General features: G+C 61.9%; 9 protein-coding genes. 3 read left to right on the forward strand and 6 right to left on the reverse strand.

The window, feature by feature from the left end:
- Positions 1-4: 4 nt before the first annotated feature.
- Positions 5-997 carry a LacI family DNA-binding transcriptional regulator gene (locus tag JMY24_RS19490; RefSeq protein WP_128596224.1) on the reverse strand — a complete coding sequence of 331 codons (993 nt, stop codon included), beginning with the start codon at positions 995-997 and terminating at the stop codon, positions 5-7.
- A gap of 172 nt (positions 998-1,169) precedes the next feature.
- On the opposite strand from JMY24_RS19490, the gene JMY24_RS19495 reads away from it, so the two are divergent.
- Positions 1,170-2,021, forward strand: coding sequence for an NAD-dependent epimerase/dehydratase family protein (locus tag JMY24_RS19495; RefSeq protein WP_236597456.1), 852 nt, complete (start codon positions 1,170-1,172; stop codon positions 2,019-2,021).
- Between the two features lie 60 nt (positions 2,022-2,081).
- Here JMY24_RS19495 and JMY24_RS19500 read toward each other — a convergent pair whose 3' ends face one another.
- Together JMY24_RS19500 and JMY24_RS19505 are read right to left on the reverse strand one after the other, a co-directional pair.
- Positions 2,082-3,275, reverse strand: a complete 1,194-nt coding sequence (locus tag JMY24_RS19500) for a GGDEF domain-containing protein (protein WP_128596223.1) — start codon at positions 3,273-3,275, stop codon at positions 2,082-2,084.
- 167 nt (positions 3,276-3,442) lie between these two features.
- Positions 3,443-4,459, reverse strand: a complete 1,017-nt coding sequence (locus JMY24_RS19505; protein WP_128584842.1) for a transporter — start codon at positions 4,457-4,459, stop codon at positions 3,443-3,445.
- Positions 4,460-4,818: 359 nt separating this feature from the next.
- On the opposite strand from JMY24_RS19505, the gene JMY24_RS19510 reads away from it, so the two are divergent.
- A complete protein-coding gene (locus JMY24_RS19510; protein ID WP_128596221.1) occupies positions 4,819-6,573 on the forward strand; it encodes a methyl-accepting chemotaxis protein in 1,755 nt (584 codons plus the stop codon).
- A 111-nt stretch (positions 6,574-6,684) separates the two neighbouring features.
- On the opposite strand, the gene JMY24_RS19515 is transcribed toward JMY24_RS19510, so the two are convergent.
- Positions 6,685-7,647: a substrate-binding domain-containing protein gene (locus JMY24_RS19515; RefSeq protein WP_201702712.1), complete on the reverse strand. Its 963-nt coding sequence runs from the start codon at positions 7,645-7,647 to the stop codon at positions 6,685-6,687.
- 94 nt (positions 7,648-7,741) lie between these two features.
- Complete coding sequence (locus JMY24_RS19520) at positions 7,742-9,127, reverse strand: leucine-rich repeat-containing protein kinase family protein (protein WP_128596220.1); 1,386 nt, start codon at positions 9,125-9,127, stop codon at positions 7,742-7,744.
- 289 nt (positions 9,128-9,416) lie between these two features.
- On the opposite strand from JMY24_RS19520, the gene JMY24_RS19525 reads away from it, so the two are divergent.
- Positions 9,417-10,019 carry a methylated-DNA--[protein]-cysteine S-methyltransferase gene (locus JMY24_RS19525; protein WP_128596219.1) on the forward strand — a complete coding sequence of 201 codons (603 nt, stop codon included), beginning with the start codon at positions 9,417-9,419 and terminating at the stop codon, positions 10,017-10,019.
- A gap of 41 nt (positions 10,020-10,060) precedes the next feature.
- On the opposite strand, the gene JMY24_RS19530 is transcribed toward JMY24_RS19525, so the two are convergent.
- Positions 10,061-11,644 (reverse strand): alpha/beta hydrolase family protein, encoded by a 1,584-nt coding sequence (locus tag JMY24_RS19530; RefSeq protein WP_128596218.1) that lies wholly within the window; start codon positions 11,642-11,644, stop codon positions 10,061-10,063.
- Between the last annotated feature and the right edge of the window lie 46 nt (positions 11,645-11,690).

The following is an 11,690-nucleotide window of genomic DNA, read 5'->3' on the forward strand; positions in this document are numbered from 1 at the left end:
CGTATCAGCCGCAGGCCGCCGTCGATTCACGGACGATGAGCCTCGGCTCGAACATCGAATGTCCTGTTTCGGCGTGGCCCGCAAGTGCGTCGATCAGTTTTTGCATCGCGAGCTCGCCCATCTTCTCGCTCTGAATATCGACCGTGGTGAGCGCCGGCGCTGCGTATTCGCCGTACGGAACGTTGTCGACGCCGGTTACCGACAACTCCTGCGGCACCTTGATACCGAGCGACGCTGCCTCTTTCATGAAGCCAAGCGCGATCAGGTCGTTATAGCAGATCACCGCATGCGGCCTGCGCGGACCGAGCATCACGCGCGAACATGCATGTTCGCCGGCATGAGCGGTCGGCGCATGCGCGTCGTAGACGTCGAGCGTCAGACCGGCTTCTTCGAGACACTCGCGTGCGCCTCGAATCCGCTCGTCGTTGATGCGTGCCTGTCCAAAGCCGAGGTAAGCAATCTGACGATGCCCGAGATTTAGCAGATGCCGCGCGAGCATGTAGGTGGCAAGCCGGTTGTCGATGCCCACGCTCGGGATCGGCAACGTATCGCTGTGCCGCAACAGCACGAGTGGCTTGCCGAGATCGAGCAACCATTGCGACTCGCTGTCGGACATGCGCGAACTGAGGATAAGCCCGTCCACGCGCTGCGCAAGCGCTTCGATCAACGGCCGTTCGCGTGCCTGGTTTTCGTCGGTATCGACGAGCAGCAGCGTGTAATCGTGGCGCAGCGCAATGCGGTTCGCGCCCTTCACGACGTTGGTGAAGTGCGGATTGCTGATGTCGAGAATCGTCAGCCCGATAGCGCGCGTGCGGCCGGTGATCATGGATCGCGCGAGCGGATTCGAACGGTAGCCGAGTTCTTCGATCGCGGCCTTCAGTCGAGCCTCGACCGGCGCGGAGAAGCGCTGCGCGCCGTTCATGTACTTCGACACGGTTGCGACCGAGACACCCGCAGCGGCAGCGACGTCGCGAATAGTTGGAGAAAGTTTTTTCATCCCGAACCCGAAGGTAACGTTTTCTCTTTGTTAACCGATTGTCGCAGAAAAGACCGCATATGCGGGCCTTTCGGGTTCGCTGAGATGTTCACTAACACTCGGCATACCGTCGATTTGCTCGCTGTCAAAAACGTTTACCTAACCAACCACGCTACTTGCAGGAGTTTCACCGATGAGCCAAACGATGACTCAACCCGACGCCGGAACACGCAAGCCCTTCGGGCGTCTGCTTCTGACGGGCGCCGCCGGAAATCTGGGCCGCCAGTTGCGCGGCGCACTCGCCGAATGGGCCGATGTCGTTCGTGTGACAGACATTGCGAGCCTGGGCGAGCCCGCGCCGCATGAGGAGACGAGCGTGGTGGATCTCGCGGACCGGGCAGCGGTCATGCAACTGGTGGAAGGCGTGGACGCAATCGTGCATCTGGGCGGCATTTCAATCGACGCCCCTTTCGACGACCTGCTCGGCGCGAACATTGCCGGCACGTACAACCTCTATGAGGCGGCGCGCAAACACGGCGTGCAGCGCATTGCGTTCGCAAGTTCGAACCACGTCATCGGCTTTCATCCCGTAACCGAAGTAATCGACGCCGATGCGCCGCAACGCCCCGACACCTTATATGGCGTGACCAAGTGCTTCGGCGAGGCGCTTTCGCGCTACTACTACGATCGCTTCGGTATCGAGACGGTGTGCATGCGCATCGGCTCGTCGTTCGAAGAGCCGAAGAACCCGCGGATGCTCGTCACGTACCTGAGCTATCGCGACTTGATCGAACTCGTGCGCTGCTCGCTGTTCACGAACCGAGTGGGGCATGTGGTGGTGTACGGCGCGTCGGACAATCCGGTCAAGTGGTGGGACAACACCAAGGCCAGTTTCCTTGGCTTCAATCCGCGCGACAGTTCCGCGCCGTTTGCAGCACGCTTCGCGGCAACCGCGCCTGACGGCTCGCGCGACGACCCGGCGCAGCGCTTTCAAGGTGGACCGTTCGTGCTGGGCGAGCCGCTCGAGCGTGAAAACTCGCGATAGCGCGTCAACGTAGCGCAGTGTGTGCTCACAGCGCCGCGTGCAGGCATGCAACGCACGGCGCTAATACGCCGAGCGCGCCATATCGTTCGCAGAGTGGCTCACGCGTTCCGTCCGCGCCAGTTCGATCCGGCATTTGCCGGCTCGTTTCGCGCGATACAGCATTGCGTCCGCGCCGGCCAGCGCGTCGCTCAGACTCTCCGCCTGAGCGCATTCGTTGATGCCGGCGCTGAACGCATAGGCCAGCTTGCCATTTGCAGCCGGCAGCGGGCAACTGACGGCGGCGAGCATGCTGCCGACCAGTCGAGCCGCTTCCGCCATCGACGTATGCGGGAAAAGTATCGCGAACTCCTCGCCGCCCAAGCGACCGAACACGTCACCGGCACGCATGTGCCGATGCACCTCGGCGCCGAAGTCGGCAAGAACGCGGTCGCCTGTGGCATGCCCGTATCTATCGTTGATGGTTTTGAAATCGTCGATGTCGATGATCGCGACGCACAGTTCAGTGTGCGCCGCGCGTGCCGTCTGCGAAAGCGTAGCGCCGCGAGTCATGAATGCGCGACGCACCAGGGCGCCGGTCAACTCGTCGAAACTGGCCAGCTTCTCGACCTGTTGCATCAGACGGTCGTTGGCTACCATCACGAGGCCGATCGACAGGAGCGGCAATGAAAGAATGCTGATGCCGAGAAAGGCGAAATCCGGAGCGACATGCGTCGGCCAGGTTATCGACGGATCGGCGAAGAAAGCGTTCCGAACGCCCCGCGCGAAGTACACGATTCCGCCGACAAGCGCCGCGCAAAGCACGAGCCAGTAGCCGTATTGCGGCCGCTCACGCACACGCGAACTCCAGAGCGTCCACCCTACGGCGATGCGCGCATACGCAAGCGCGAACGACATGGCCGCGGCTCTCGCACTGACGTTCGGCGACTCCCACGTCCAGTACACCACGGCGCCCACGAACACACCTAACGCGAGATGCTCGCCTGTCCGGCACGGCGGCTTGCCGACGAACGCGCGGCAACCTTGCAGCATGAGTAGTGCGCCGCCAAGCACGAGCATGCACGATGCAAGCATCACGGCCGCCGAAGGGCGAGCATGCGCGAGAAACAGCACCCCGGATGCGACGGCGAACAGGCAATGCGCGGCAAGCCAGCGACGTAATCCGGCCACCTTACATCGCGCAAGGTAACCCAGCACAGCCGCGCTCGATAGACATGAGACGAACAAGGTAGCGAGCAGCGCAAGGGAACTGGACATGGTCTTTTGGCATTATTGTTGGCCGCACACGCGGCGTGCGGCCTTTGATTTTTCTATAGCGTCCGTTGGCACAGCCCTCGTCCGGACAGACTTTGTTTCGATGCTGCCGCTCTCCCGGCATCCAGTGCGTCGGCAATAGTGTGCGCGACTCGCGCCTGGGCGCCGTGCTATCGGTCCTTTCTTCGTCGAAAGGCCCACCAGGCCGTCAGTCCCGTGAAGCAGGCCACGAGCACCACCATCACCCAGAAACCGTGGTGGTTCTCGGCAAACGGAATGCCGCCCACATTCATACCGAAGAACCCCGCGACGATGTTGATCGGCATGGCGAGAACCGTGACCAGGGTGAGCGTGAATAGCGTACGGTTATTCTGTTCTTCCAGCCGGGAAATGATCTCTTCTTGCAATAGCCTCACACGTTCGATCAGACCTGCCATGTCGGAGAGCACGACTGAAAACTCTTCCGTCGATTCACGCAAATCCTGCACGTCTTCAGGATGAAGCCAGCGAGGCGGTCTTGCGAGCAGGCGAAAAATTGCACCCGGCTCTGGCGCAAGCATCCGCTGCAAACGAGTCAGCATGCGTCGCATCGCGCCGAGATCGAGCCGGTTTTGCGTGGGCCGCTGAGAGAGAAACCGGTCTTCGATACGATCCACATCCGCGCTCGTGCGGCGGACGATCTGCACGAGCAGGTCGGCCTGGTCGCGCATCAGATGGACGAGCAGCTCCACCGGCGAGCGGAACACTTCCCCTTCTTTCACCGACGCGCGCAACCGGTCCACGGAACGCAGCGGCTTCAGACGCGCCGTCACGATGATTCGCTGGTGCGCGTAAATCCATAACGTGGCGATCTCCGACGGAATGAACTCGAGATTGAACATGACGTCGTTGACCACCGCGCGCAGCGCGCCGTCTGCCTGTTCGATGCGCGTCGAGTGCGAACCCTCCTGCAACGCGTCGAAAAAAGTCTCGGGCAAATCTAGCTGCGCTCGCATCCAGCGTTCGCTCGCGCTGTGCGCGAGGTTGAAATGCAGCCATAGAAATTCGTCGGTGTGCGGCGCATGCAGCCATTCGAGCGCGTCATCGGCGGAAATGGGCCGGCCCGGTTGCGTCGGCGAAAAGACAAAGCCGCACACGATGCCGGAGGAATCCGAGCCGTAAGTTTGCAGCAGAAGTTCAGATTTCATAAGTCGTCCAATGTCTGCTTCCGCTTCAGGTTTATAACAACCCGCAATTTACCAGCCGAAGATGAAGCCGCGATGGCCGCCATCACCTGGTCACGCGATAGTCATATTGCCTTGGAATCACCGGAGTATGGCGATTTCTGATTGAGCAATTGCTCCATAGCGAATATCAATGACGCGCAAACCTTTGCGCTTGCATTGCCACAAGTAGTCGCCCTATTGCCGCCGCACCGCGGGCCGTTATTGCGTTTAGCATCGGCGCAAATGATTGGGATCGTGCGCTGCTGCCCCTTCGTGTTAAAGGGAATCGAAAGCCTTTACTTAGTTTTCGGCCAGAAAAGTGGCGACTGGAGTCCAAGATCATGAATTTTCGTAACCTGTCGGAAAAGGCCAAGCTGGCTGTCGCATTCGGTTCACTGGCTGTCGTCGTGCTGATCGTCTCGGCGATATCGCTGAAAGCGCTCAACGACGCGAACGAGCGCTTCACCGGCTTTATGAGTGGCGTCGATGCGCGCGCGCGGATGGCCGAGTCGGTGCGAAACGCCGTCGACGACCGTGCAATGGCAGTGCGCAACCTGGTGCTGGTTTCGTCACCTGCCGACATCGAACTCGAAAAGGCCGCCGTGCTCGATGCCGAGAAACGAGTGGAGAGCAACCTTGAGAAATTCAGTGCGATGGTGGCGAGCGCACAGGACATGACCGACAAGGCCCGTGCTCTGGCTGGCGAGATATCGCGGATCGAACAGCTTTACCGACCGGTCGCGCTAGAGATCGACAGGCTCGCCGTGAACGGGCAACACGAGGCCGCGATCGCGGAAATCGCGGGCAAGTGCAGGCCATTGCTCACCGCATTGATCAAGGCTTCGAATGCATACGCCGACGCCACGCATGATCATGCGATGCAGTTGGCGCAGGAATCGGCGGAACAGTTTGTACATCAGCGCAACCTGCTGATCGCGTTCTGTTTCGGTGCTATTGCGCTCGCTGTCGCGGCCGGAATCGTCATCACGCGCGGCTTGCTGCGTGCGCTTGGCGCCGAGCCGGTCGAGCTTGCGGAAGTCACGCGGCGCGTCGCGGAGGGCGACTTGCGCTCGGTTCCTGGAGCGAGCAATGCACCGGCAGGAAGCGTACTTGCATCGATGGGCGAGATGCAGTCGAGCCTCGTTCGTCTGATCGGCAATGTCCGCAACGCGGCGGACAGCATCGCGACAGGCTCGAGTGAGATTGCGTCGGGCAACGTGGATCTGTCGTCGCGCACGGAGCAGCAGGCGTCGTCCCTTCAGGAGACTGCGTCGAGCATGGAAGAGTTGACCGCCACCGTCAAACAGAACGCCGAAAACGCCCAGCAGGCGAGCACCTTGTCCGCCAATGCATCCGAAGTCGCGTTGAAGGGCAATGGCGTCGTCGGCCAGATGGTGGGGACGATGGGCGAGATCAGCGCCAACTCCACGCGTATCGCCGAGATCACCGGCATGATCGAAGGCATTGCGTTCCAGACGAATATCCTGGCGCTCAATGCCGCCGTCGAAGCCGCGCGTGCGGGCGAACAGGGGCGCGGCTTTGCGGTGGTGGCAAGCGAGGTGCGCAACCTCGCGCAGCGCTCGTCGAGCGCGGCAAAAGAGATCAAGGATCTGATCAGCACGTCCGTGCAGAAGATCCAGGACGGCTCGTCACTCGCCGACAAGGCGGGAATGACAATGGCGGACGTCACGCAGGCCGTCGCGCGCGTGACCGACATCATGGGCGAAATCGCGGCGGCCTCGGCCGAACAAAGCCGCGGCATCGAACAGGTCAACCAGGCAATCACGCAGATGGACGAGGTCACTCAGCAGAATGCCGCGCTGGTGGAAGAAGCGGCGGCCGCGTCCAAATCGCTCGAAGATCAGGGCCGGCAGTTGAATCAGTCGGTGTCGTTCTTCCGTCTCGAAGGCGCCGCGGTGTCGGCACCGCAGGTGTCCTCCGCTGCGCCTCATGCACGAAGCGCCTCTGCGAACAACAGGGCTATCGCGAACAAACGCACTTCGGCGGCCACCTTGCGCCCCGCTACGGCCGCTGCGGTTGGGGCTGGCAGCGCGGCCGGAGCTGCAACCCGATCGGACGGCTGGGATACCTTCTAAACGTTGTCCAGCGCCTCAGGCGCTTATTCAGGCGAGTGGCAGCCGGCGGTCTGCCGTTCGCTTTGTCGGAGTGCCGCGCATTCGCCGTTCGGTTGCCGGGCGGCAAACGGCTTACCGCTTCGGTGCCGTCACCAGTTGCAGCGGCGTTTCTATCGTCCGCGACAGTTCGCGCTGCTTTCTCTGCTCAGTCACGGCTTTCAACGCAACGTCCATGCCGAACACGGCCTGCCGGTCTGCGAACTGATTGACCGTGGCTAGCACGCGGCCGTCGGCAAGCAACGGCTTGATCGCTTCAATCGCGTTGTAGCCGGTGATGTAGATGCCGCCCGTTCGGCCTGCGTCGCGAACAGCGTCCGCCGCGCCCATTGCCATGTTGTCGTTCGCGCATAGCAAGCCGCGAATCTGCGGATGCTGGCCGAGCATTTTCGTCGCGACGTCGCGGCCCTTGCCATACTCCCAATCCGCAGCTTGGGTCGCGACCACTTGCATGCCCGCCGTGCTCATGACTTCCTTGTAGCCGGCCGTGCGTTCCTGTGCGTTGCGGTCCGCGGCGATGCCCTCGATGATCCCCACCTGGTCGCCGGCCTGAAGCCGCTCGGTAAGATAGTTCGCCACCAGCGTCGCACCCTTGCGATTGTCCGGTCCGACGAACGGCACGGAGATCTTCGCGGCGTCCTGCAATGCGTCGTCGAGCGGGTTGTCGATGCTCACCACGATGATGCCCGCCTTGATCGCGCGCGCCACCACGGCCGTCAGTGCTTTGGAGCCGGACGGCGCAATCACGATCGCGTTCATCTTTGCCTTGATCAGATCCTCGACGATACGGATCTGTCCGGCCGTGTCAGTCTCCGTCGCGGTACCGCGAACCGTCAACGCGAATTGCGACGCGTAATGCAGCTGATAGTTTTTTGCCGCATTAGCCATCGCGACCGTGAAGGGATCGTTGAGCGACTTCAGCACGAGCGCGATCTTCGGCGTGCCGCCTTCCACCGTTGCCGCACCGGCCGCTCGCGTGAGACCGGCGGCAGCCAGAGCACCGGCGATCAGCACGCGGCGGCGCATTCCCTGCGTCATGGTTTCTCTCCTTGCCGGCGGCGCTCGACAACAGCATCGACGCCAACGGATGAATGCGAGCTGGCTGGCCCGCAAGCGTCTTGCAAGTTCAGCATCATCGAGCCTTCAGCGCGCGGAGATCCGATGCGATCTGCTCGAAAAGCGGCCGGCTTTGAACGTCTTCGCTCAGGCAACTGTCTCTCAGCACCGCGAGCTTTTCAGCGACGCGGTGTTGCGCACCAGGATCGCCTACATGGCGCTGATCGCTACGATCGCAACGATTGCTCCCGTCGCTCCCATCGCAACGGTCGATCAACTCATCGAGCAGACAACCAAACGCTCGCACTTCCAGACGTTCGAGCGCAACGCTGCGTTCGCGGTTGTCCGTCGAATAGAAAGATGCGGCGCCGAAGTCTCCTAACAATACACGTGCCTGGCCGTCATGCAGAATGTTGTGCGCGTACAGGTCGCCGTGCATCACGCCCCGCCGGTGCAAGTGACACGCGGCAGATGCAATGCCATGCGCCATATCCACGACGTCGGCGACTTCGAAGCGTGCGCCCGCCGCGTAAATGTCCCGCGTGCACGACTCGAAGCTCGGTGGCCCAGCCAGATTGCGAAATTGCGGCTCGATCAGTTCCATCACGAGGCCGTGCGCGTTTGCCGGATGATCTTTTACTTTCCCCGCGACCGCAATCAGGTTCGCGTGATCGCCGGCCCGGATGCAGGCCGCCATTTCGCAGTCGGGCAAACCGTCGCTCGTGACGGCGCCTTTGAACAGCTTGACCGCGACGGACCGCGATGCGCCACCCCGCCCGCGTAGGTCGGCGCGGTAGATCACACCCGAGGCGCCCTCGCCCAATTGCTCCTGCAGGCGCAAATCGTCCCAGCCAATTTCGCCGATGGGCGTATCGGTCAACGCGGCAGCTTCCAATGTGTCGCCGAACGGATTGCCGGCATATGCGAGCCACGCGAGCCGCGGCATGCGAAATAGCCATGCCGGCAATTCGTCGAGCCGATTCGCCGCAAGCCGCAGCAACTCCAGCCGCGAACACCCGGCCAGTTCTTCCGGAAGAAAACGCAGACGATTGCCAGCCAGCATCAACTTTTGCAAATGTGCGCAGTTACCGATTTCCGGCGGTAACGCATCGATCTGATTGTCCGTGAGGATCAGCCAACGCAGCCGCGGCGGCAGCGCATGGCCGGCAACCGTACCGATGCGATTCGCCTTGAAGCCGACCATGCTCAATTGCTGGCATTGCCCGAGTACTTCGGGCAACTCGGTGAACGGATTGTTGGACGCAAACAGAATGCGCAACTTGTGGAGCCGCGCGAAATCGTCAGGCAATGCCGACAGCGCATTGCCGGAGAGATCGAGAATTTCGAGCGTGTCGGCGAGGTCGAAAACCTCGCGCGGAAACTCAGTGAGCCCGCACGCGAGTTTCAGTTGGCGTGCGCCCGATAGCTGTCCCGCTCGCAGTTGTTCCAGTGTTGTTGTCACAGTCGTAAGAAGATCCGGTGGCCGCGCCCGTGGTGCAGGAGGGTCAATTCTACTGAGTCATATCGTGACGTGCTGTTGCGCACCGTGAAGCCACGCTGCCGGTTCGCGATAGCCGACCGTCTCGCGCACAAATCCTTCATACTTGACGACGAAATAGACAGCAAGATCCGAAGTGTCTTCAGCAGGCGGGAAGTCCACACTGGAATCATTGCGACACCGCCAGCGTGCGGCATCCGTGCATTTGCAGCCTCGTGCCGCGCAGTCTCACTTCAATCGCAGGAGCAGATAAGTGACTTACGCCTACAAGTTGATGGATTCTCCCGTCGGCAAATTGAAGCTCGTTGCCAGCGGCGAGCATCTGGCCGCCATTCTGTGGGAAAACGACAAGCCGAACCGCGTGCGTCTGGCAGAGTCGATGCAAGCCGACGATCGGCCGATTCTGCTCGAAGCCGAGCGTCAGTTGAATGAGTACTTCGCCGGCAAGAGGCAGACGTTCGATCTGGCGCTCCAGTTTCAAGGGACGGAGTTTCAGAAGAAAGTGTGGGCCGCGTTGCTGACCATCCCTTTCGGCCAGACACGCACTTACGCACAAATCGCCGTGCAGATCGGCAATATCAACGCGGTGCGGGCGGTCGGCGCGGCAAACGGCAGAAATCCCATTTCTATCGTGGCGCCGTGCCATAGGGTGATCGGCGCGTCAGGCGAGCTGACCGGCTTCGCGGGCGGTCTCGCGAACAAGATGCTGCTGCTTTCGCTGGAAGCGGGGCAGACGTCGCTCGAAGCCGCCGCGGATATGCAAGCGCAAGCACCCGCAGACGCAGCCAATGTCGCTGCGAAACGCGCACGCCCCGTGCCTCCTCGCGGCATGCAAAGCTCGTTGTTCGGCAATTGACGGCGCCAGAGTAGCGTCGCTGAAGCTATAAGCAGGCGCACTCAGAAGTTCGCGAAGAATGCTCGTGCAGCAATCATGCATGAGCCCGCAACGAGCCCTCCGTGATAAGAACGCAACACGGCAGAGGCGCCCCCGTCTGTCGCGCCAGCGGCAACGGCCCCGCGCGCAATCGATGCCTTCGCATTTGCAAAGCCCTGCTTGACGGTTGCGAAGGGATCGTCGGGTCCGGTGGCGGACGAGTCCACATCCAGCACGGATGTCAGTCCCGCAGGCACCTTGGCGTTGAGCCAATAAGCCTGCTCGATACGGGCGTTGAAGAAGAACACCATCGGGTCCGAGCCGCCGCCGCACAGCAGGACCGGCGCCTTCGGAACCCAGTTACGCAGATCGTTGCGCTTGAACGCCTGCCGCAGCGGATGCGCGGGATTGGCCGCCGGCGCGAGGCTTGCGCTTGCATTGGGGAAAGCGCCATCGGGATTGGCCGCCGCGTCTTCCAGAAGCGCGCGGCGGTAGGCGTTACGCACGAGGTTGGCGTCGCCGAAACCTGCGGCGAATAGCGGCGTCAATGCGGGCGGCGTGAGAAACGGCGATACGGGCGGTGTTACCGACGCGAACTGCGCGGCCGGCGGAGTACTGCTGAAAAGGTGCGTTGACGGCAGTTTGCGTTGCGAGAAAAGTATGTCGAGAGGTTGTGCGCTCGGAAGCACTCGTTCGATATCGTGCGCGTGGGCGGCTTCGAAAAATTCCGTCGGCTTGCGATACAGGTTCTTATACGCATGTTGATAGCCCGTCACCACCATCGTGGTGAAAAGTGTCGAGCCGAGACTGACCTGACCTGCAATGATGGCGTCGGCGGTAGCGGCAAGCGCATACGGGCCCGAGCCCGGCGCGGAGGCAGTCACCTTGACGCCCGCCGCTTGTAGCGCGCGATGCGTCGCCAACGCAACGAAACCGCCTTGCGAATAGCCAGTAACGAAGAGCTTGCCGTTCTCGCGCGTGGCGGTAGGCGAGCCTTCGTCGTTCAGCATCGCGCGCGCCGCGTGCAGCGCGTCGATCATATCGGCGGACTGCTGCTCGGCGTTCAGATAAGGATGGTACGGAAGATCGGACCCGGCATAGCCCGCATAGTTGCTGGCCGCCACGATGTAGCCGTGAGCCGCATACATCGCGGCCACGCTGAGGCCTTCGCCGGCGCCCTCGTTGTCCGCGTCGGATCGCTCGATATCGGCGAGATTGTATTTGCTGTAGGCGGTGGTGCCGTGCGCATACAACATGAGCGGACGCGGCCCGCCGCATGCCGGAGATTCGCCTTGCGGGGTCATCAATGCACCGCTTGCGGTGGTCGGTTCCCCCGCCCCGCCGATAGTCCGGTAGCGGAAATACACGACCTCGACGCCGCAAGCGGGCGCACCCGCCATTCGCATGAGGCGCTGCCCCGAGGGGCTCGATGCAAGCAGATCCGACAACTCGGCGGCGCTAAGCTTCGACGTGACCCGATGATCGAGAAGCTGGCCGCGCGCGCCGCATGCCGGATCGCACGATGAGTCGGCTTGCGCCGATGTGCCGATGGTCAACGCAAGACATGACAGCAATGCGAGGGCTGCGGTGCGGGTCGCTTGTGGCATGCTGGTCTCCGGGTCGAGGATCGGCGAGCGGACAGCTACTCTCAGT

Source organism: Paraburkholderia kirstenboschensis (assembly GCF_904848585.1).
GTDB lineage: Bacteria > Pseudomonadota > Gammaproteobacteria > Burkholderiales > Burkholderiaceae > Paraburkholderia > Paraburkholderia kirstenboschensis.

Coding starts and splice junctions, on each gene's coding strand:
- JMY24_RS19490 (WP_128596224.1), bottom strand. CDS start 997: ATGAAAAAACTTTCTCCAACTATTCGCGACGTCGCTGCCGCTGCGGGT.
- JMY24_RS19495 (WP_236597456.1), top strand. CDS start 1,170: ATGAGCCAAACGATGACTCAACCCGACGCCGGAACACGCAAGCCCTTC.
- JMY24_RS19500 (WP_128596223.1), bottom strand. CDS start 3,275: ATGTCCAGTTCCCTTGCGCTGCTCGCTACCTTGTTCGTCTCATGTCTA.
- JMY24_RS19505 (WP_128584842.1), bottom strand. CDS start 4,459: ATGAAATCTGAACTTCTGCTGCAAACTTACGGCTCGGATTCCTCCGGC.
- JMY24_RS19510 (WP_128596221.1), top strand. CDS start 4,819: ATGAATTTTCGTAACCTGTCGGAAAAGGCCAAGCTGGCTGTCGCATTC.
- JMY24_RS19515 (WP_201702712.1), bottom strand. CDS start 7,647: ATGACGCAGGGAATGCGCCGCCGCGTGCTGATCGCCGGTGCTCTGGCT.
- JMY24_RS19530 (WP_128596218.1), bottom strand. CDS start 11,644: ATGCCACAAGCGACCCGCACCGCAGCCCTCGCATTGCTGTCATGTCTT.